Annotated in this window: 18 protein-coding genes and 1 tRNA gene; 12 read left to right on the top strand and 7 right to left on the bottom strand. The window is 68.3% G+C overall.

Features of this window, described 5'->3' with window-relative positions:
- Nucleotides 1-166: 166 nt before the first annotated feature.
- From BGO82_RS15355 to BGO82_RS15345, 3 genes are all read left to right on the top strand, one after another.
- A complete protein-coding gene (locus tag BGO82_RS15355) occupies nt 167-1,624 on the top strand; it encodes a glycosyltransferase family 39 protein (RefSeq protein WP_291306480.1) in 1,458 nt (485 codons plus the stop codon).
- Nucleotides 1,617-3,059, top strand: a complete 1,443-nt coding sequence (locus BGO82_RS15350; protein WP_291306479.1) for a glycosyltransferase family 39 protein — start codon at nt 1,617-1,619, stop codon at nt 3,057-3,059. The genes BGO82_RS15355 and BGO82_RS15350 overlap by 8 nt, the downstream gene beginning before the upstream one ends.
- Before the next feature lie 71 nt (nt 3,060-3,130).
- Nucleotides 3,131-4,342 (top strand): tetratricopeptide repeat protein, encoded by a 1,212-nt coding sequence (locus BGO82_RS15345; RefSeq protein ID WP_291306478.1) that lies wholly within the window; start codon nt 3,131-3,133, stop codon nt 4,340-4,342.
- A gap of 7 nt (nt 4,343-4,349) precedes the next feature.
- Here BGO82_RS15345 and BGO82_RS15340 read toward each other — a convergent pair whose 3' ends face one another.
- On the bottom strand, nt 4,350-5,042 hold the full coding sequence (locus tag BGO82_RS15340; protein WP_291306477.1) for a DUF599 domain-containing protein: 693 nt from the start codon (nt 5,040-5,042) through the stop codon (nt 4,350-4,352).
- Nucleotides 5,043-5,235: 193 nt separating this feature from the next.
- Here BGO82_RS15340 and BGO82_RS15335 point away from each other — a divergent pair.
- Nucleotides 5,236-5,312, top strand: a tRNA-Met gene (locus tag BGO82_RS15335).
- Between the two features lie 255 nt (nt 5,313-5,567).
- Here BGO82_RS15335 and BGO82_RS15330 read toward each other — a convergent pair.
- The gene (locus BGO82_RS15330; protein WP_291306476.1) at nt 5,568-6,080 is read right to left on the bottom strand and encodes a helix-turn-helix domain-containing protein; all 513 of its coding nucleotides are present in this window, start codon (nt 6,078-6,080) and stop codon (nt 5,568-5,570) included.
- 157 nt (nt 6,081-6,237) lie between these two features.
- On the opposite strand from BGO82_RS15330, the gene BGO82_RS15325 reads away from it, so the two are divergent.
- The 3 genes from BGO82_RS15325 (at nt 6,238) to BGO82_RS15315 (ending at nt 10,279) form a co-directional block, all read left to right on the top strand.
- On the top strand, nt 6,238-6,708 hold the full coding sequence (locus BGO82_RS15325) for a hypothetical protein (protein ID WP_291306475.1): 471 nt from the start codon (nt 6,238-6,240) through the stop codon (nt 6,706-6,708).
- Nucleotides 6,705-7,913, top strand: coding sequence for an MFS transporter (locus BGO82_RS15320; protein WP_291306474.1), 1,209 nt, complete (start codon nt 6,705-6,707; stop codon nt 7,911-7,913). The genes BGO82_RS15325 and BGO82_RS15320 overlap by 4 nt, the downstream gene beginning before the upstream one ends.
- Nucleotides 7,914-8,485: 572 nt before the next feature.
- A complete protein-coding gene (locus tag BGO82_RS15315) occupies nt 8,486-10,279 on the top strand; it encodes a heparinase II/III family protein (protein WP_291306473.1) in 1,794 nt (597 codons plus the stop codon).
- Between the two features lie 50 nt (nt 10,280-10,329).
- Here BGO82_RS15315 and BGO82_RS15310 read toward each other — a convergent pair whose 3' ends face one another.
- From BGO82_RS15310 to BGO82_RS15290, 5 genes are read right to left on the bottom strand one after another with little or no spacing between them, the layout of a single operon-like run.
- Nucleotides 10,330-11,604 carry a sugar ABC transporter substrate-binding protein gene (locus BGO82_RS15310; protein WP_291306472.1) on the bottom strand — a complete coding sequence of 425 codons (1,275 nt, stop codon included), beginning with the start codon at nt 11,602-11,604 and terminating at the stop codon, nt 10,330-10,332.
- Between the two features lie 18 nt (nt 11,605-11,622).
- Nucleotides 11,623-12,360 (bottom strand): YesL family protein, encoded by a 738-nt coding sequence (locus BGO82_RS15305; RefSeq protein ID WP_291306471.1) that lies wholly within the window; start codon nt 12,358-12,360, stop codon nt 11,623-11,625.
- Nucleotides 12,357-13,184 carry an ABC transporter ATP-binding protein gene (locus BGO82_RS15300; protein ID WP_291306470.1) on the bottom strand — a complete coding sequence of 276 codons (828 nt, stop codon included), beginning with the start codon at nt 13,182-13,184 and terminating at the stop codon, nt 12,357-12,359. Before BGO82_RS15300 ends, BGO82_RS15305 begins: the two co-directional genes overlap by 4 nt.
- A 4-nt stretch (nt 13,185-13,188) precedes the next feature.
- Entirely contained in the window at nt 13,189-14,022 is an 834-nt protein-coding gene (locus tag BGO82_RS15295) for a carbohydrate ABC transporter permease (protein WP_291306494.1), read from the bottom strand.
- A 20-nt stretch (nt 14,023-14,042) separates the two neighbouring features.
- Nucleotides 14,043-14,978 carry a sugar ABC transporter permease gene (locus tag BGO82_RS15290; protein ID WP_291306469.1) on the bottom strand — a complete coding sequence of 312 codons (936 nt, stop codon included), beginning with the start codon at nt 14,976-14,978 and terminating at the stop codon, nt 14,043-14,045.
- 128 nt (nt 14,979-15,106) lie between these two features.
- Between BGO82_RS15290 and BGO82_RS15285 the strand changes: the two genes are divergently transcribed.
- The 5 genes from BGO82_RS15285 to BGO82_RS15265 all read left to right on the top strand — a co-directional run bounded on the left by BGO82_RS15285 (nt 15,107) and on the right by BGO82_RS15265 (nt 21,113).
- Nucleotides 15,107-16,102 (top strand): LacI family DNA-binding transcriptional regulator, encoded by a 996-nt coding sequence (locus BGO82_RS15285; protein ID WP_291306468.1) that lies wholly within the window; start codon nt 15,107-15,109, stop codon nt 16,100-16,102.
- A 161-nt stretch (nt 16,103-16,263) separates the two neighbouring features.
- The gene (locus BGO82_RS15280) at nt 16,264-18,087 is read left to right on the top strand and encodes a DUF2264 domain-containing protein (RefSeq protein ID WP_291306493.1); all 1,824 of its coding nucleotides are present in this window, start codon (nt 16,264-16,266) and stop codon (nt 18,085-18,087) included.
- Nucleotides 18,084-19,094 carry a hydroxyacid dehydrogenase gene (locus tag BGO82_RS15275; protein WP_291306492.1) on the top strand — a complete coding sequence of 337 codons (1,011 nt, stop codon included), beginning with the start codon at nt 18,084-18,086 and terminating at the stop codon, nt 19,092-19,094. The genes BGO82_RS15280 and BGO82_RS15275 overlap by 4 nt, the downstream gene beginning before the upstream one ends.
- Before the next feature lie 7 nt (nt 19,095-19,101).
- Nucleotides 19,102-19,755, top strand: coding sequence for a ThuA domain-containing protein (locus BGO82_RS15270; protein WP_291306467.1), 654 nt, complete (start codon nt 19,102-19,104; stop codon nt 19,753-19,755).
- Nucleotides 19,756-19,949: 194 nt separating this feature from the next.
- Nucleotides 19,950-21,113, top strand: coding sequence for an ROK family transcriptional regulator (locus BGO82_RS15265; RefSeq protein WP_291306466.1), 1,164 nt, complete (start codon nt 19,950-19,952; stop codon nt 21,111-21,113).
- Nucleotides 21,114-21,139: the final 26 nt, after the last annotated feature.

Genomic DNA, 21,139 nt, shown 5'->3' with positions numbered 1-21,139 from the left:
CGACCTGTTCTTCAACAGACACACCATGAGTCCAGTGTAAACACTGCCCCGCAAGGGGGAGGGGGCGATGGAGCCGCGAGCACGATGTTGCAGTCGGGCTCGCGGCAGGGTTTGCCGACCGGGCCCCGCATGGCATAAGCGCGCCAGCGGGACGCGGGGACAGCGGGTGAACGGCAGGACCATCGAACTCGGGAGCATCGCACTGCGCCTCGTGCAGCTCCTCACCGTGGCGCTGGTCGTGTTCCATCTCGTGCACCTGTTCTTCGCCAGCGTATTCATGGACGAGGCGTATTACTGGATGTGGGGGCAGCATCCGGCGCTGTCCTACTACGACCATCCGCCGCTCAATGCCTGGCTGCTGGGGCTGAGCTCGATGGTGTTCGGGTGGAACCTGCTGGCGCTGCGCGTGCCGGTGGTGCTGTCGTTCCTCGCCGACATCTATGCGCTCTATCTGCTGTCGCGCGCCGTCGCCGGCGACGCCTGGCGCACGCATTTCTGGGTGACGCTGCTGCTGTTCGTCGGCAGCCCGATCTACTGGATGGTGTCGGGCTACGCGCTGCCCGACCATCTGCTGCTCACCGGCTGCCTCTATGCCCTGTATTTCTTCTTCCGGTTCTTTGCGGCGCGGGCCGGGGGCGGCGGCGGCGCCAGCCGCGACCTCTATCTGGGGGCGCTGTTTCTGGGGCTCGCGGCGCTGTCGAAATACAATGCGGCGTTCCTCGCGCTCGGCGTGGCGGCATTCGTGCTGGTCTACGACCGGCGGCTGCTGAAAGAGGGGCGGCTGTACCTGGCGGCGCTGCTGACGCTGCTGCTGCAGGCGCCGACCATCCTCTGGAACCTCAGCGAGAATTTCGCCTCGTGGGAGTTCATCCTGAAGGGACGCCACGCGGGGCTGCACGCCGAGATCGACGGCATCGTGCCGCTGGTGTTCGGCATCGGCATCTTCATCTCGCCGTTCCTGTTCTGGCCGATCTGGAAATTCGCGACGTCGCAGAAGAACAGCGTTCCGGGCGCCGGCTTCGCGCGGGCGACGTTCCTGATCTCGACCGCCGCCATCTTCACGGTGGCGCTCACCACGGTGACGCTGTTTCACTGGAACCTCGTCGCCTATGTGGCGATGCTGCCGTTCCTGGCGCTGGTGATGCGGCCGCGGCTGCTGCTCGGGCTGCAGGCGATCTACGGCACGATCTTTGCCGTGTTCATCTTCATCAACTACACCATCACGCCGCTGACCAATGTCGATGGCTGGCGCGACGGCGCCACGGCCTGGAGCTATGGCTGGGGGCCGACGGTGGCAGCGCTCGACAAGGCCAAGGCCGAACACAAGGTCGGCTTCATCGCCACCAGCGACTACACCACCGCGGCGCTGGTCGGCTTCATGAGCCACGACAGGGACGTGACCAGCCTGTTCCCCGGCCGCGACCAGTACGATTTCTGGTTCGACCCCAAGGCGCATGCCGGCGAGGACGCCATCCTGTTCGAGGACACCTGGCGGCCGCTCTACGACGTCGCCTCGGAGTTCAGGAGCCTCACCGTGCTGGCCGAGCTGCCGGTGGTGGTCAACGGCCGGCAGGTCGACCTGCATCGCATCCTCCTGGGCACGGACTTCACCCCGCATGAGTGAGGCGCGCGCAGGGTTCGGCTGGCGGACGATGCGCGGCGTGGCGCTGGTGCTGCTGTTCGTCAAGCTGGTGCTGCTGGTGGGCGCGCACCCGTTCATGGACGAGACCTATTATTTCGTCTGGGGCCAGCACCCGCAGCTCTCCTATTTCGACCATCCGGCGCTGATCGGCTGGACGCAGGGCATCGCCGGGGCGCTGTTCGGCTGGAGCATCGCGGGGCTGCGCGCCATGGTGCTGCTGACGCTGATCGGCGACCTGGCGCTGCTCCATCTGTTCGCCAGGCGCACCGCCGATCCGCCCTGGTGGTTCTGGACCAGCACCGTCATCTTTCTCTCGACGCCGATCCTGTTCGGGCTCACCAGCGTGGCGCTGCCCGACCATCTGATGGTGTTCTTCACGCTGGCCACGGTCTATTGCGTCGAACGGCTGCGGCAGGAGCCGGCGCGGGTGCGCTGGCTCTACCTCGCGGCGCTGGCGATCGGCTTCGCCATGCTCAGCCGCTACAACAGCGGCGTGCTGGCGGGCGCGCTGGTCGCCTACATCCTGATCGTGCCGCAGATGCGCAAGCTGTTCGCGACGCCGCATCTCTACCTCGCGGCGCTCCTGGCGGTGGCGCTGCAGGCGCCGGTGCTGATCTGGAACGCCGAGCACGGACTCGCCTCGTTCGGCTTCATCTTCGGCGGCCGGCAGAAGCTGGCGGAAGCGGGGCTCAATCTCGACGGGCTGCGCGGCTACCTGCTGGGCGGGCTCGTGGTGCTGTCGCCCTTCATCCTCTGGCCGATGGCGCGCTTCGCCTTCACGCGGCGCGACGGGCATGGCTATGCCCGGCTGGTGTTCGCCATCTCCACGCTGGGCTTTTTGCTGGCGTCGCTGTTCACCAATATCCTCATCCACTGGAACGCCATTGCCTATGTGGCGGTGCTGCCGTTCCTCGCCACCTGGTTCCGCTCGCGGCTGCTGCTCGGAGCGCAGATCGCCTATGGCGTGCTCGCCATCGGCTTTGCCGCGGTGAATTACGGCGTGCTGCCGGTGATGGCGATGGTCAACGCCACCGACCAGACCTCGGCCTGGTCGTATGGCTGGGACGAGGTGGCGACGGCGGTGACGGCGATCCGGGCGGACGAAACGATCGGCTTCGTCGCCGCCACCGACTACGCGCTGGCCTCGCCGCTGGCCTTCGCCCTGCACGACCGCGACGTGGTGAGCGTCTCGGCGCATCGCGACGGCTATGACGACTGGTTCGACCCCGAGGCGCATCGCGGCGAAACGGCGCTCATCGTCGCCGATACCTGGCGGCGGCTCGATCCGGCGTTTGCCGCCCAGTTCGGCACGGTGGAGACGGCGCGGGAGCTCGACATCATCCGCTTCGGCCATGTCACCGACCATGTGACGATCTATATCGGGCGGAAGTTCGCGCCGGCGCGCGCCGCCGAGTGAGCGGGGCGAGGGACGGGCTTGCCTCGCCGCCGCCGCACCTCCTATGGTCCGGACCGGAGGGGGCACCGCCGATGAAGCTTGCCGTGCTGACACTGGGGCTTGCGCTGCTCGCCGCGCCGGCGCTGGCGGGCGAGGCGTTCGACGCCTGCGCCGGGCTCGCCGCCAGCAAATACGAACCGGGCTATGAGGATGCCGGGCCGCTCGATCTGGCGGGGCTCGATGCGTACAGCGCCGCCGAAGCGGTGGACGCCTGTGCCGCTGCGCTGCGCGACGATCCCGGATCGGTGCAGGTGAAGGCGTGGCTCGGCGTGGCCTATGCCAGCCGCCTCGACTACGGCAAGGCGGTGCCGCTGCTCGAGGATGCCGCCGGCGCCGGCAATGTCGTGGCGCTCAATACGCTGGGCCAGCTGCTGATCCTGGGCAAGGGGGTGGGGCAGGACCGGGGGCGCGGCACCGGCTTGCTGCGGCAGGCGGCCGAGGCCGGCTTCGCGCCGGCGGCGCTCGGGCTCGCCTATTCCTACGAGTTCGGCGACGGCGTGGCGGCCGATCCGGCGCAGGCCTTCGCCTGGTACCTGGCGGCGGCCAAGGCCGGCGTGCGGCGCGCCGAAGTGATCGTCGCCGACCGGCTGCAGACGGGCACGGGCGTGGCGCGCAACGACAAGACCGCGTTCGACTGGCTGGCGCACGCCGCCAAGGCCGGCGATGCCGAGGGGCAGTACCGGCTGGGGCTCGCCTATCTCGAGGGCCGCGGCAGCAAGGCCAACGCCGCCAAGGCGTACAGCAACATCAAGGCGGCGTCGGACCAGTATTACGCGCCGGCCATGAACGGGCTCGGCTATCTCACCGAGCTCGGGATCGGCACCAAGGCCGATCCGGCCGCGGCGGCCGAGCTCTATCGCAACGCCAGCGGCTACAATCTGGCGGTGGCGGCCTACAACCTGGCGCGCACCGACGAGGCGGGCAGCGGCGGCGCGCCCGATCCGGTGGCGGCGCGGCAGGGCTATCTGCGCGCGGCGCAGGGCGGCGACAGGCGGGCCGCGGTCAATCTGGCGCTGATGTTGCTCAAGGGCGAGGGCGGGGCGCCCGACGTGGCCGGCGCCGTCAACTGGCTGCAGCAGGCCGCCGATGCCGGCAACGCCGCCGGGCAGAACGATCTCGGCCGGCTCTACGAGCTCGGGCTCGGCGTCGACGCCGATGCCGGCAAGGCGCGCGCGCTCTACGGCCGCGCGGCGGCGCAGGGCTACAAGCTGGCCAAGACCAATCTGCAGCGGCTCGGCGGCTAGAGCCGGTTCAGGGCTGTTCGGGTCCGCGCTCGCGGCGGCTGGCGATCACCGCCACCGAGGCGGCGAGCCGGTGCGCGGTCGAAAAGAACTCGCGGTGGACGATGAAGCCGACGGTGATCACGGTGATGACGACGGCGAACCACGGGTTGGCGAACCAGGCCATGGCCGGCACCGCGAAATAATAGGCGCGGATGCCGTTGTTGAAGTTCTTGGCCGCCAGCGAATTGAGCATGGCGATGGCGTCGATCTCGGCCGCGCTCGCCGGCACCTCGTGCGAAATGGCGCCGAGCATGATGCAGAAATGGTTGAACTGGCGCAGCGACAGGGTGAACGAGAAAAAGCTCGACACGAAAATGGCGAGCAGCACCAAAAGATGGATCTGCATCTCGGCCACCGAATAGCCGGCCGACATGCCCAGGGTCTCGAGCGTCCGCATCAGCGCCGGCAATTGTCCGAAGGCGGCGAAGACCGCCAGCACCAGCAGCACCGAGGTGGAGGCGAGAAAGCTCACCGACTGCATCAGGTTGCCCGACAGGATGGCGTCGAGCGGGGTTTCGCGGCGCGTGACGTTGGCCACCCAGCGGCGGCGCTGCATGCTCATGATCACCGACAGCGAGGGACGGCGCGCTTCGACGAAGGGCACGCCGAAATTGTAGGCGAGCCAGCACAGGATGGGGAAAACCGAAGCAAACAGGGTCATTGCGGGCCTCGCAGCAGGGCCAATCCTTATAGCCCAGGCGGCGGCCGGGCGCGGCGGCGCGACGGGGTTTTGCGCCGTCAAAAAACTGTCGCGCGGCGGCGCTTTTCGCCTTGTGGCCGGCGGATCGACCCCTTATATACGCCCTGCGCCGCGGTGATGGCCGCCTCGACAGGCGCGAAACGCACGACATTGGCGCGGGATGGAGCAGCCCGGTAGCTCGTCAGGCTCATAACCTGAAGGTCGCAGGTTCAAATCCTGCTCCCGCAACCAATCTTCGAGAGATCGACGCGCCGGCGTCGGGTGGCCCGCGGACGTTTGGTTCGGCGGGCTTTTTCTTTGGCGGCGGGGGACGGCGTTTCCGTCTAGAACCAGCCGGCCGGGATGCCCACCATCACGGTGGCCAGCATGGCGATGCCGAGCAGCAGCAGCGATGCTTCCATGAAAATTCGTGTCTGGCGGCTCGCAGGCCTGGCGTTCTGCTGATCGCCGCAGTCCTGACATCGGCGATGGGGTGAACCGGCCAGGTCAAAAGGCCAGACGCACCTCGCCGGCCAGCAATCGCCCGAACAACTCGTCGACGGCCTGCGGCTCGAGGCGCGGCCGCCGATCGAGCCACCAGCTCAGCAGCGTCATGAACACGCCGGCGACGTGCTGCGCCTGCAACTCCGCCGGAATGCCCGGCGCAGGCAGCAGCCGCTCGGCGACGAAGCCGGCGACGACCCGGCGGATCGCCCCGCGCAGCACGTCGCCGGCCGCGATTCCGGCGAGTGCTGCATAGACCGGCCGAAACTCCGCGACATGGGTGAACAGGGCGATGCTCCAACTGCCCTCCGTGCGCGAGACCGCCTCTGCGAGGATATCGCGGACGCGCTCCAGGCTGCGCGCCAGCAGGTCCTCCTTGGACGTGAAATGGGCATAGAACGTCGCTCTCCCGACGTCAGCCTCCTCGAGCAGGTCCTGGACGGTGATCGCCGGATAGCCTTTGCGCAGAATAAGCGCCACCAGCGCGTCGTAGAGCGCCGCGCGCGTCCGGGCCACGCGTCGATCCACTGCCATGCGAGCCTCGCCAGTTTCCGAACAATCGCGGCGCCGAGTTCCGTATCGGACTTCGATGCGGCTTCGTTCGGCAATAACCGAACATCGTGTTCGGCATCGTGATAGCCCGGCATCGATCCAACCGCAACGAGGAAATCCGATGTCGATGCTTCGGTCGGCCGCCGCACTGGCGGCCACGCTGGGCCTTTTGGAGCTGATCCTGACGGCCATCCACCATGTCTACGGCGCCTATGCCTACGACACGCCCTGGCGAATCCAGGTCGCCTTCTATGCGGCGATCATCGGCGCACTCATCCTTGCGCTGTCCTATGGGGCGCATCGCTGGCGGCAGGGCCACGCCGGCGGCGTGCTCCTCTGGCTCAACATGGCCGTGATCCTCGTCGCGCCGGCGATCGTCATCGGCCTCGTCGAGGGCGGCTACAACCACGCCCTCAAGAATATCGTTTATTTCGCAGGCGATGCCGACCTTTACAGGCAGATGTTCCCCGCGCCGACCTACGAGGTGCCCGCCGACTGGTTCTTCGAGATTACCGGCACGCTGCAGTTTCCGCTCGGCGTCTGGGCCGGCGTGATGGCGGTGATGGCGCTCTTCCGCCGGAGGATGTCATGAGCACGGTGGCGGATGGAAGGTCGCTACGCACCGGCTGGTTCGAACTGGTCCTGCTCGCGGCGGCACAGTTGATGCTCGTGCTCGACGTCACGGTGGTGAATGTCGCGCTACCCGACCTGGTGCGCGATCTGCACGCGCCGGCGGCGCAGTCGGGTCTGGTGATTGTCGTCTATGGCGCGCTTTTCGGCGGCCTGTTGCTGGTTGGCGGCCGCGCCGCCGACCGCTTCGGCCCGCGCCGCGTGCTGCTCGTCGGCCTGGTGCTGTTTACCGGCGCCTCGCTGCTTGCCGGCTTCTCGGTCTCGATGCCGATGCTGCTGGGGGCGCGGGCCGTCCAGGGAATCGGAGCGGCGCTGCTGTCGCCATCGGCACTCGCCAGCCTGACGCTCCGCTTCGACGGGGCGGCCAGGACGCGGGCATTGGGAGCTTGGGCCGCCGTCGGCGGGATCGGCTCGGCGCTTGGCGTGATCCTGGGCGGACTGCTGACGGCAGGCCCCGGCTGGCGGTGGATCTTCTTCCTCAATGTGCCGATCGGGGTGCTGGTACTGGCCGTGCTGCCCCTGATCCCGACGCCTGTTCGGCGCTCCGGGCGCACGGCCGGCGCGCTCGCCACTATCGGCCTACTGCTGCGGCGGCAGACCGTGCAAGCGGGAACGGTCGCGATGCTGGCTGCGACCGGGCTGCTGGTCGGCAGCTTCTTTCTTGCCTCCTTCACCTTGCAGCGCGCACTCGGCTGGTCGCCGCTGCAGACCGGGCTTGCCTTCCTGCCCATGGCGATCGGCACCTTGGCCGGAGCTCACATGGCAGGACACGGCATCGCGCATATCGGGTCGAAGCCGCTCGTGGCGGCGGCGTTCGTTCTGGCCGGGCTGGGTATCGGGGTTGGCATCACAGCGGGTCAGCCTTTCATTCTGATCGCTGGCCTCACCGTGGCCTCGGCGGGAATCGGGGCTGCGTTCGTCGCCGCCGGGGTGACATCGCTTTCAGGCGTCGAGCAGGGGAGGGCCGGCGTGGCGTCAGCCTTGCTGAACACGGCGCATGAACTCGGCGGCGCAGCGGCGGTCTGGGCATTGACTGCTGTCGCCGGCGCCGCGCTTCAGGTGGGATTCGCCGGACTTGCAGCGCTGGGCTTCATCGCAGCGGCGGTGATGACGGTCCTGATGCCCAGCATCAAGCCGAAGGCCGGGAGCGCGCGGTTCGTGCATTGACGCAAAGCATGTGCGGCATTCTGGACGTTGCGACATTGCCGCTGACTTGTTCGACCACGCGGGCAACACCGAGCCGCTGGTGCGGGCTATCCATGCGTGGGCTCGGAAAATGCCTTGCCGTCTTAGAACCAGCCGGCCGGGATGCCCACCATCACGGTGGCCAGCATGGCGATGCCGAGCAGCAGCAGCGATGCTTCCATGAAAATTCGTGCCATCACGCATACTCCCACATTGCGTGGGGCAGGCGACGGGGAGTTGCGGCGGCCCCGCCACCTGCCTGACGCTATGCTCCATCCCGGCTCGTTGCGTCGAGCGGGTACGCAGGAGCGCCGTTCCTTATAGGCCGGCGCGCGGCGGGATGCCGCGCAGCTATCGTACCAAGCCGGCAGTCCGACTGTCCGGCGGCGGTGGGCGGCTGCGGCAAAAGCCGGTGTGGATCGACCGGGCGAAGCGTATTTGCGGCCTGTGCATAAGTGCAAAAGACACTTTGCGGTGGCGTTGCCGTCGCGGCCGCCGGGCGGCTGTGGTATGGATGGAGCGTTACCGCGCTCCCACTCCCGCCTCCAGGTCGCATGTTCACGGCAAGGCTGCCGCTGCTGCCCGCAACCCTTCCGGACTTCGCCATCGCCCCGCCGGCGCAGGATCGCACGGCGTGGAAAGCGCTGCCGGAGTTCGTTGCGGCGCAGCTCATGGCCGATGGCGACGCGGCGCTGGCGGCGGACTATCCGCAGCTCACGGCGACGCATTATCTCGCCTATACCCGCACCGGCGATCGCGCCGGCTTCGAGGCGGGCTATTTCGCGCGCCGCCGCCTGCTCAATGCGCTGATCCTCGCCGAGTGCGTCGAGCATGACGGACGCTTTCTCGACCGCATCGTCGATGGGCTGCTGCTGCTTTGCGAGGAGAGCGGCTGGCAATTGCCGGCGCACAATGCGCAGGTGCGCAACGGCGCGCGCGCGGCGCTGCCGGACGTCACGCGCCCGATCATCGATCTGTTCGCGGCCGAGACCGGGGCGCAACTCGCGGTGGCGGCGCAGATGCTGGGGGCGGAGCTCGAGATCGCGGCGCCGGGGCTGGTGGCGCGCATCGATGCCGAGCTCGAGCGGCGCATCTTCACCCCCTATCTCACCCGGCATTTCTGGTGGATGGGGAACGGCGACGAGCCGATGAACAACTGGACGGCCTGGTGCACGCAGAATTTGCTGATCGCCGCCTTCGCCCGGCCGCTTGCGGCGGCGCGGCGCCGCGACATCGTCGGGCAGGCCGCCAGAAGCCTCGATGCATTCCTCAAGGATTATGCGGAGGACGGCGCCTGCGAGGAGGGGGTGCTGTACTATCGGCATGCCGGGCTGTGCCTGTTCAATGCGCTGACAATACTGGCCGCCGTGGCGCCCACGGCGTTCGCGCCGCTCCGGGCCGAGCCGAAGCTGCGCAACATCGCCGAATACATCGTGCACATGCATGTGGCGGGGCGGCGCTATTTCAACTTCGCCGACAGCTCGGCGGTGGTCGAGGGGTGCGGCGCGCGCGAATTCCTGTTCGGCCGCGCGGTGGGCTCGGCGCTGCTCGCCGATTTCGCCGCGGCGGACTGGGCGGTGGACCGGCGCGTGGCGCTGCCCGACGAAATCAATCTGTTCTATCGGCTGCAGGTGGCGTTCGCAGCGGCTGAAATGGCGGTCTACCGGCCCGGGCCGGTGCCGCAGCAGGACTGCTTCCTGCCCAGCGTCGGGCTGCTGGCCGCGGGCGACGGCCGCTTCGCGCTCGCGGTGAAGGCGGGCGACAATGGCGAGAGCCACAACCACAACGACGTGGGCAGCGTCACGCTGTACAAGGACGGGCAGCCGGTGCTGATCGATGTCGGCGTCGAGACTTATACGGCCAGGACGTTTTCGGCCGAGCGCTACGACATCTGGACCATGCAGTCGGCGTGGCACAACCTGCCGAGCTTCGGCGGCGTGATGCAGCACGACGGCGCGGCGTTCGCGGCGCGCGACGTCGAGGTGACGCTGGCGGCGGAGCGGGCCGCAATCGAAATGGACATCGCCGGCGCCTATCCGCCGGAGGCGGCGCTGCGCGCCTATCGGCGGCGCGTCGTGCTCGAGAGGGGGGCGGGGGTCGAGATCGAGGATTTTGCCGATGGCGATTTGGCCGCCGAGCTGTCGCTGATGTTCGCCCGCCGGCCCGAGCTCGCCGCCGGCGAGATCGTGCTGCCCGGATTGGCAACGATCGCGGTGACGGGGGCGGGCGCCATGCGCCTCGAAGAGGTCCCGATCGCCGACGCCCGCCTGCGCCAGGCCTGGCCGGATCGGCTCTACCGCGTGCTGCTGCCGTTCGCCGGCGGGCGGCTGCGGCTGCTGATCACATAAAAATGGCGGGCCCGAGGGCCCGCCACAGTCGCAGGAAGAGGCTCGCGCCGTTACTTCTTCTGCAGCTCGGCAACGCCCTTGTTCATGTCGGCGATGCCCTGGTCGATGGTCTCGCTGCCGGTCATGATCGCGTCATGGGCGCGGCTCAGCACGAGATCGATCTGCGGCGCGATCGGGCTCACCGGGATCTCGAGCACGCGGCTCGTCGTCACCAGCGCGTCCTTGCTCTGCTGGTCGTCGGGGAAGCCGGGGGTCGAGGTGATGGTCTTCAGCACTTCGTCATTGGTGATCGCCGGGAAGGTGCCGGTCTTGGCGACCACGGCGGCGCCTTCGGGGCCGGAGACGAATTTGACGAAGTCGAGCGCCGCTTGCTGATGCTTGGAATTGGCCGCCACCGACAGGCCGGTGACGGTCGATGCGGTGCTGCCCGCCGGCACGCCATCGGGATGCGGATACTTGGCGAGGCCCCAATGCACGGCCTTGGATTCGCCGGTCTTCACCTTGGCGATGTTGGTGGCGATGAACCAGCTGCCCATCGGCATCGAGGCGATCTGCTGGTTGTAGAACGGACCCGAATAGTGGGTGTTGGAGGTCTTGAGCTGCGAATAGCTCATCACCACGCCTTCGTCCTGCAGCTTCAGCACGCGCTCGTAATAGGGCTTGAGGAAGTCGTAATTGCCGTCGACCACCGTGTGCTTGCCGTCGAACACGGCGGGGAGCTGCACCACCGAGCGCCAGACATGGAAGTGGGTGCCGTACACCTTGTCGGCGCCGAAGCCGCTGGTGACCTTGCGCGCCATGTCGGCGAACTGGTCAAGCGTCATGTCGTTGGTCGGATAGGGCACGCCCGCCTTATCGAACAGGTCCTTGTTGTAATAGAGCAGCCAGAAGTCCGAACGGAAGGGCAGCGAGTAGACCTTGCCGTCGACGGTCAGCGAATCGAGCACGCCGCCATAGATCTTGGGGTCGATGTTCTGCGCCTTGATGTAGTCGTCGAGCGGCGTCAGCAGATTGGCGCTGATCAGATTGGCGTAGCCGGGGATGTCCTTGATGGTGATGACATCGAGGTCGGAGCTGCCGCCGGTGAGCTGCGTCTGCAGCACCGTGTCGTAATCGGCCGAGCCGAGATCGGTGTAGGTGATCTTGACGTCGGGATGGGCGGCTTCATAGGCGTCGATCAGCGGCTGGTAGTACGGCGTCGCCGCCCAGTCCCACAGCGCCCAGTTGAGCGTCACCTGGTCGGCGGCGTGCGCCAGGCCGGTGGCGGCAAGCACCGCCCCGAGGGCCGTTCCCGCCGCGATGCGGCGCAACCAATGCTTCGTCATGATGGTCTTTCCTTCCCTTTATTGAACGCGCAGTTGCGCGCTACCTCCTGCGCCAATCGCGGCCGACGCCGCGCCCGCATCGAGCGCGAGCAGCCGGATTGCTGCCTGGTGGACGCCAAAGGTGATGGCGAGCGTTCCGAATGAGAAATTGAGCACCGCCGGCATGAACAGCGAGGCGGGATAGAACACGACGTGCAGCAGCCACAGCAGCGCCACCACGGCGAAGGCCGCGAGCGCCGGCAGCGGCCGCGCCAGCGCGCCGAGCAAAGCAAGGCGCAGCACGACATGCAGCGGCCGGTCGCGCAGCGCCAGCAGCGTCATGGCATAGGCGGCGGCGATGAGCGCGAACAGCGTGGTGGAAAAGGCGATGGCCAGCGGCAGGGCGAAGACGATGCTGGCCTTCGCCGCCTGCAGGAAGGCGGCGGTCGCGTAGGCGCCGGTGGCGAGCGCCGCGACGATGACGAGACCGAGCGCGCTGGCGCGCCAGAAGCGGCTGCGGAACGCCTCCCAGAAATCGCGCCACAGATAGACCGGCCGATCCTCGAGCATCAGCGCGGTGACGCGGCTCGCCGCGATCTGCGCCGCCGGCAGCGTCACCAGCGGCAGGGCGAACAGGATGTAGAGCAGGTTGAGCTGGATCAGCATCCACCATTCGCGGCGGACCACGTCGGCGAGCAGCGCCAGGCCGCGCCTGGGCGGCGCGTTGCGATCGACCCCCGGGCCCTCGCGGGTGATGTGGGCGCTCAGCCATCTCATTGCAGTTTCCCCGCGCGGGCTTCCTGCATCGCGGCGGCGAGGCTCGAGGCCTGCTGCCCGATGAAGTCGGCGACGAAGGCGTTGGCGGGGGCGTGGCGCAGCGTGTCCGGCGTTGCCATCTGCTCGATGCGGCCGTCGCGCATCACGGCGACGCGGTCGGCCATCGCCAGGGCCTCGCCGAGGTCGTGCGTGGCGTAAAGGAAGGTGGCGCCGAGCGTGCGATGCAGGCGGGCGATCTCGCCGCGCAGCTCGGCGCGCTGCCGGGCGTCGAGGCTGCTCAGCGGCTCGTCGAGCAGATAGAGCGGCGCGGCGCGCACCAGCGCACGGGCCAGCGCCACGCGCTGCCGCTGTCCGCCCGAGAGCAGGCCGGGCCGGCGGTTGAGCAGGTAGGCGATGTCGAGCATGCCGGCGGCCTGCGCCACGCGGGCCTCGACCTCGGCGCGCTCGAGCCGGCGCACCTCGAGCGGCAACGCCAGATTGCGGAACACCGTGAGGTGCGGATAGAGCGCGTAGCTCTGGAACACCATCGCCAGGTCGCGCGCCTTGGCCGGCACATCGCTGGCGGGCGCGCCGGCGATGCGCACTTCGCCCGCATCGATGTCCTCCACGCCGGCGATGACGCGCAGCAGCGTGGACTTGCCGCAGCCCGACGGGCCCACCAGCGCGACGAACTCGCCGGCGGCGATGTCGAGATCGATGTCGGCGAGCGCCTGCGCCTGGCCGAGCCGCCGCGTCACGCCACGCAGCGAGACGCTGCTGGCGCGCGGGCCGGTGTCGGACCAGGCGGCGGAAGCGGCGTGCGGATAAAGCTCGATCGGCGTCATCGGCTCACCCCTTCAACCCGCTGGTGGCGATGCCTTCGACGAAGAAGCGCTGCAGCGCCAGGAACACCACCAGCACCGGGATCAGCGCCACCACCGAGGCCGCCATGATCAGCCCGTATTCGGCGGAATATTGCGAGATGAACATACGGAGCCCGATCTGGATGGTCTTGAGCTCGGTCTTGGTCAGATAGATCAGCGGGCCGAGGAAATCGTTCCAGGTGGACACGAAGGTGAAGATGGTCAGCGTCGACAGCGCCGGCTTCGACAGCGGCAGCATGATGCGCCACCAGATCTGGTATTCGTTCATGCCGTCGATGCGTGCCGCCTCGCACAATTCGTCGGGGATCGACTGGTAGAACTGGCGCATCAGGAACACGCCGAAGGCGGTGAAGGCCTGCAGCAGGATCAGCGCCATATGCGTGTTGTGCAGCCCGAGCTCGCGCATCAGCAGGAACTGCGGCACCATGTAGACCTGCCACGGCATGGCGATGGTGGCGATGTAGCCCAGAAACAGCGCGTCGCGGCCGGGAAAGCGCAGCTTGGCGAAGGCGTAGGCGGCAAAGCTCGAGGTCAGCAGCTGCAGGATGGTGACGGCGATGGTGATCTTGGCGGTGTTCCACACGAACAGCGCCAGTGGAATCTTGGTCCAGATGTCGACGTAGTTCTGCCAGCGCGGCTCGGCCGGTATCCACTGGATGGGGAAGGTGAAGACGTCGCGGTTGAGCTTCAGCGAGGCCGACAGCATCCACAGGAACGGCGTCAGCATCACCAGGCCGATGACGATGGCGATGACATAGATCAGCACCTGGCCGAGGCTGATGCGGCGGCGCGGCAGCATGCGTGCGAGGGCCGGCATGCTCATGTCGTCTGCTGCCGGGTATAGCGGAACTGCACGATGGTGACGGTCAGCACCACGAAGAACAGCACCAGCGCCACCATGCTGGAATAGCCCAGATCCCAGGAGATGAAGGCCTCGTTGTAGATGTGGTAGACCAGCACCAGGGTGGAGGTGCCGGGGCCGCCCTGGGTCAACAGGTAGATCTGGTCGAACACCTTGAACGACTGGATGGTCAGCATCACGGTGACGAACAGCGTGGTCGGGCCGAGCTGCGGCAGCGTCACGTAGACGAAGCGCTGCCAGGCGCCGGCGCCGTCGATGCTGGCCGCCTCGTAGAGGTCGCGGTTGATGCCCTGCAGGCCGGCCAGGTAGATCACCATGTAGTAGCCCATGGATTTCCACACGCCGAACAGCACCACGGTGATCATCGCCCAGTTGCGGTCGGCGGCCCAGCGCGGCAGCGCCTTCGGATCGACGCCCAGGGTGTAGAGCACCATGTTCACCGGCCCCATTTCGGGGTTGAACAGCATGTTCCACACCACCGCGACGGCGACCAGCGAGGCGACATACGGGAAGAACATCGCGGCGCGCAGGAAATTGCGGCCGGGGATGCGCTGGTTGACCAGCATGGCGAGGCCGAGGGCGCACACCAGCGTCAGCGGCACGCTGAGCGCGGTGTAGAGAATGGTGTTCCAGAAAGCGGTGATGAAGGCGCTGTCGTTGAACAGCCGCCAGAAATTGTCGAGGCCGGCGAAGGTGATCGGGTTCGATCCGTCCCAGTGCAGGAACGCCAGCGCGAAGGAGAACAGGATCGGCCCGAGGGTGAAGATGGTGAAGCCGAGGAAATTGGGCGCGATGAAAGAGTAGGCGACCAGCGATTTGCGCCATTGGCGCGGCCGGCGCGTGGCCGCGGCGGGGCGCGACTGGTCGTAAGTCGTGTCCGCAACGCTCGACATCTGCCCTCCCTTCGCGCGCAGCCGGGGGCTGGCCCCTTCGGCGCGCAATTCTTTGCACGTCGATTTGCTCTTTGCAAGTTTTGTGAAACTATGCAAAAAACGCAAAAGATTTGCGCGGAGACGAAATCGTGAAGCGGGGACGGCGGCTCAACCAGGCGGACATCGCCGACCGGCTGGGGATTTCGGTCAGCACGGTGTCGCGGGCGCTGGCCAACGAGGCCGGCATCAGCCCGGCGGTGCGGCAGGATGTCCAGGAGCTGGCGCGGACCCTCGGCTACCGCAGCAAGCGGGTGGGCTCGACGCTGGCCAACCGGCGGGCGCTGGCCTTCGTGCCGCTGGGCAGCGCCACCAGCGGGCTGTCCGGGTTCTATTTCGGCATCGTCGAGGGCATGCGGACCGCGGCGCTGCATGCCGGGCTGGCGCTCGACGTGCGGCTGATCAACGAGGCGTCGCTGTCGGTCGAGGCGATCAAGAAGGACGTGGCCGAAAACGGCGCCACCGGCCTGCTGCTCGCGGGCATCGACGCTGCCGACGAGCTGGTGGCGTGGTGCGCCGCCGAGGATCTGCCGGTGGTGCTGGTCAATGGCAGCGACCCGCAGATGCGGCTGAGCTCGGTGTCGCCGGCCAATTTCTACGGGGCGCAGGCGGCGACGCGGCGGCTGCTCGAGGCGGGGCACCGCAAGCTGCTGCATTTCACGCAGGAGCTCCGGCCGACCATCGCACAGCGCCGGCGCGGCTTCGAATCGGCGGCCAAGGCAGCGGGCGCCGAGGCGATTGTGCTCAACAACCTCGAAGTCTCGGCGGCGGAGTTCGCCGCCCGGCTGGTCGGCGGCGCCTACGACGTCACCGGCCTGTTCCTGTGGAACGACATCGTCGCCGTGCAGGTGCTGGAGGCCATCAACCGGGCGGGGCAGACCGGGCGCTATTCGATCGTCGGCTTCGACGATCTGCCAATCGCGTCGCTGGCGACGCCGCGACTCAGCACCATGCATGTCGACCGCGAGGCGATCGGCGAGGCGGCGATCCGGCTGCTGCGCCAGCAGATGGAGGGCGACCGCGCGGTGCAGCAATTGGAGCTGGGCGTGCGGGCGGTCGACGGCGGCACCATCCAGCGGGCGAAATAGGCGAGCAGCCCACAGGAGCGCTGGTTGCATTTTTTGCGCCAGTGCAAATTTTGCTTGTGCAGGGCCGGCTTTCTTTCTACCAAGTGCGCGAGGTGCGGGCGCTGCCTGCCGGACAGTCAGGGTGCGATGTGACGAGTTTCGATCCGGTGCGGTTCAATCCGATGTGGGGCAATCCCTTGCGGAGCCGCGCCGATGTAGAGGCGGCGCTGCGCGCCTCGTTCGCCCCGCTGCTGCCGCTGTTTTCACCGGGCGGGGCGCGGGTGCGGCTCAGCGGCGCCGCGGCGCATTTCGACCGGGCCGCCGCCGACCTCGAGGGCTTCGCGCGGCCGCTGTGGGGGCTGGTGCCGCTGGCGGCGGGCGGCGGGCAGTTCGCACATTGGGAGCTCTATCGCCGCGGTCTCGCCAACGGCACCGATCCGGAGCATCCCGAATATTGGGGGCCGGTGAGCAGCACCGACCAGCGCATGGTCGAGCTCGCCGCGATCGGCCTCGCGATGCGGATGATCCCCGAGCACATCTGGGATCCGCTGGATGCGCGCGCCAAGGCCAACATCGCGTCCTACCTCATCGAGGCGCGGCGCCACGCCCACGCCAACAACAATTGGAAGTTCTTCCGCGTGCTGGTCGATCTCGGCCTCGAGCGCTGTGGAATTGCGTTCGACCGCAGCCTCACCACCGCCTATCTCGACGAGCTGGACGGGTTCTATCTCGGCGATGGCTGGTATCGCGACGGCATCGTGCGGCGCATCGACCACTACATTCCGTTCGCCATGCATTTCTACGGCCTGATCTATGCGCGGCTGAGCCAAGGCGACGAGGCGCGCGTGGCCCGGCTGGTGGAGCGGGCCAAGCTGTTTGCGGGCGACATCCGGCACTGGTTCGACGACGAGGGCGGGGGGCTCGCCTTCGGCCGCAGCCTCACCTATCGCTACGCCTGCGGCGGCGTGTGGGGGGCGCTGGCCTATGCCGGGGTCGAGGCGCTGCCCTGGGGCGAGATCAAGGGCCACTATCTGCGGCACCTGCGCTGGTGGTCGCAGCTGCCGATCGCCGACCGCGACGGCATCCTGTCGGTCGGCTACGGCTACCCGAACCTGTTCATGAGCGAGAGCTACAATTCGGCCGGCTCGCCCTATTGGGCGTTCAAGGCGTTCCTGCCGCTGGCGCTGCCGGAGGACCATCCGTTCTGGACGGCCGAGGAGCAGCCGGCGCGCTTCGATGCCGAGCCGGTGCCGTTCCGCCATCCGGGCATGGTGATGCTGCACACGCCGGGCAATGTCGTGGCGCTGTCGAGCGGGCAGCAGAACTGGGAGATGCGCGCCGGCGCCGAGAAATACGCCAAATTCGTCTATTCCTCGCGCTACGGCTTTTCGGTCGAGGCCGACGAGCGGGCCTACGACAAGGGCGCCTTCGACGGCGCGCTGGCGCTCAGCGACGACAACAGGCATTTCCGCGTGCGCGAGCAGAACGACGTCGCGCGTCTCGCCGGCAACGTGCTGTGCTCGGTGTGGCATCCCTGGCCCGACGTGATGGTCGAGACCTGGCTGCTGCCGGCGTCGCCCTGGCACATCCGCGTGCACCGCATCACCACGCCGCGCGCGCTGCATGCGACCGAGGGCGGCTTCGCCGTCGGCCGCGCCGATCTCAACACCGACATGGTGGTGGAAGAGACCGGGCGGGCGGTGGCGCAGACGCCGGCCGACGTCAGCGCCATCGTCGACCTGATGGCGGCCGATCGCCGGGCCGGCCGGGCGCACAGGGCGCTGCCCAACACCAACCTCATCGTGGCGCGCACGCTGGTGCCGCAATTGCGCGGGCCCATCGCCCCCGGCGTGACGGTGCTGGCCACCGCCGCCATGGCGTTGCCGGCCGGCCATGCCGATGCGGCGCTGGCCGCGGTGCCGGCGATGCCCGACCTCGCGGCGCTCGAGGCCCTGCGGGAGCAGGGCGTCGAGGTCAGCGCCATCCAGGTTCCCGAGAGGTTCTGATGCGGCCCAAGCTTGCCTTCGCGATGTCTCCGGGCAAGACGCGCTTCGTGTTCGACGAGGCGGCGCTGAGCCGGCTCGGCGAGCTGTGCGAGGTGCTGTCGGACGAGCCGCTGCACGATTTCACCGATGCGGCGGCGCGCGCCGTGCTGCACGACACCGAGATCCTGGTGACCGGCTGGGGCTGTCCGTTCATCTCGCGCGAGGTGGTCGCGGCGGCGCCGCGGCTGAAGCTCATCGCGCATGCCGCCGGCACGGTGAAGTACCATCTCGACCCGGTGGTGTTCGAGGCCGGCATCGCCGTGACCAATGCGGTGGCGGCAAACGCCGTGCCGGTCGCCGAATATACGCTGGCGATGATCATCCTCGCCAACAAGCAGGCGCTGCAGTTCCGCGATCTCTATCGCGAGGACCGGACGCGCGGCACGAGCTACGCGCTGATGGACACGCCGATCGGCAATTACCGCCGCACCGTCGGCATCGTCGGCGCCTCGCATATCGGCCGCCGCGTCGTCGAGCTGCTGCGGCCGTTCGATTTCACGGTGCTGCTCTACGATCCGCATGTGCGGCCGGGCGACGAGATCTGCCGTCATGCCGAGCTGGTGGATCTCGACGAGCTGATCGCGCGGTCCGATGTGGTGTCGCTGCACGCGCCGTCGCTGCCCTCGACCCGGCACATGATCGGCCGGCGCGAGCTGGGGCTGATGCGCAACGGCGCGACGCTGATCAACACCGCCCGCGGGGCGCTGGTCGACGAGGCGGCGCTGGTCGCCGAGCTCGAGACCGGGCGCGTCTCGGCGGTCATCGATGTCACCGATCCCGAAATCCCGGCGCCGGACTCGCCGCTGTTCACCCTGCCCAATGTGGTGCTCACGCCGCATATCGCCGGAGCGGTCGGCAGCGAGCGATCGCGGCTGGGCAATCTGATGGTCGAGGAGATCGAGCGTTTCGCCGCCGGGCGGCCGCTGCATCACCAGGTGCAGCCGTCGCTGCTGCTGCAACTGGCCTGAGGCGCCGATGCCGCGTGCACTGATCGTCTGGGGCGGCTGGGAGGGGCATCGGCCCGCCGAAATGGCGGCGGCGGTGGCGGCGCTGCTCGCGGCCGAGGGGATGGAGACGGTGGTCACGCCGGAGCTGTCGGCGCTGGGCAGCCCCGAGCTCGACCGCTTCGACCTGGTGGTGCCGCTGATCACCAATGCGGTTGTCGAGGGCGAGGTGATCAAGCGGCTGCTGGCGGCGGTGCGGGGCGGGCTCGGCCTCGGCGGCCCGCATCTGCCGGTGACGGCGTTCCGCAGCTCGGTCGACTATCACTTCCTGCTCGGCGCGCAATGGGTGGCGCATCCGGGGGGCATTATCGACTTCCGGGTCGACGTCGTGCGTCCGGACGATCCGGTGATGCAGGGCATCGCCAGCTTCGCCTATCGCAGCGAGCAATATTACCTGCACTACGATCCCTCGATCGAGGTGCTGGCCACCACCACCTTCGACGGCACGCACGATCCGGTGGTGGCGGGCGTCACCATGCCGGTCGTCTACAAGCGGCGGTTCGGCGCCGGCCGGGTGTTCTATTCGGCGCTGGGGCACAGCCCGGAAGAGCTCGCCCACCCCGACGGCCGCAAAATCCTGCAGCGGGGCCTCGGCTGGGCGTGCCGGACACGCCCGGGCGCCTAGCGGCGGCAGCGGCTTTCGCCGCAGGGGCAGGGACTTGCGGGCTATCCCCCACGCTCGCTTAACTCGTTGCGATGCAACGAGAAAATGATTACTATCAGAAAAAGTTTTAAGCTATTTGATAGGTCTGGGGGCGCAGAGAGGTGGTCGTCGGGAAGGGGCGCTCGAAAGACTTCATCACTTACGCGGCCCGCGGCATGCAGCCCCACCAGGTCCGCTACAGCAACCAGCGCGCCATCCTCAGCGTGCTGTCGGTCTATCCCGGCCTCTCCAACGCCGACATTGCGCGCCACACCGGGCTGGCGCCGCAGACCGTGTCGTCGGTGCTCGACGGGCTGGAGCAATCGGGGCTGCTGCGGCGCGGTCCGGCCCGGCGCGACGGCGGGCGCGGCCAGCCGGCGACGCCGCTCTATCTCAACCCGCAGGGGGCCCTGGCGTTGGGCGCCGAGATCGGCTGGACCCATATCGAGGTGGCGATGACCGACCTCGTCGGCGAGGTGATCGCGCACCGGCGCGTCGACTACGACTATCCCGACGCCCGCTCGGTGTTCGGGCTCATGGCCGACCTGCTCGGCACGCTCACCGCGACGCTCGACGGCGCCGACCGCAGGAAGCTGGTCGGTCTCGGCATTGCCGCGCCCGACAGCATCGGGGATGCCGCATCGCCATTGGCGCCGCCGCCGGGACAGGCCGAGGCCTGGACGGGGCTGGATCTGGCGCGGGAGGCGGCCCGCGTCACCGGCTACGACGTGCAGGTGTTCAACGACGGCAATGCCGCGTGCTTTGCCGAATTCACGACGATGACGGCGCCGCGCCCCAGCGACTTCGCCTTCCTGCTGATCGACGTTTTCGTGGGCGCCGGCATTATCTCCGGCGACCGGCTGTGGCAGGGCGTCACCGGCGCCTCGGCGCATCTGGGCTTGATGCTGGTCAACGACCGGACCGGCAACCGCCGCTTCGTGCACGAGCTGGCGTCGCTGTCGGCGCTGGAGCAGCGGCTCAAGGCGAGCGGGGCGGCGCTCGCCGACGCCATGCAGGACGCGCCGCCGCGGACGGTCCGGGATGTCGTCGAGGCGTGGATCGACGATGCGGCGCCGGCGCTGGCGCAGGCGATCGTCAATACCGCGATGGTGCTCGAAATCGACTTCGCGGTGCTCGAATCGCGGTTGCCGCGGCCCACGCTGGAGCGGCTGATCGCTGCGGTCGGCCGCGAGATCGTCGAGGTTCCGGGGCTCGGGCGGAGCCGGCCGTCGGTGCGCGCCGGCCATATCGGCCGGTCGGGCGCGGCGCAGGGGGCGGCGCAGTTGCGCATGGTGCGCCGCTACTATTCGCGCGAGCTCTGGCACATGGACGACGCCTGACAGCAAAAGACGGCACACATGCCGCC

The organism is Devosia sp. 67-54, from assembly GCF_001899075.1.
Lineage (GTDB): Bacteria > Pseudomonadota > Alphaproteobacteria > Rhizobiales > Devosiaceae > Devosia_A.
The sequence above is the reverse complement of the archived record's forward strand: the minus strand, read 5'-3'. Positions and strand labels throughout refer to the sequence as shown.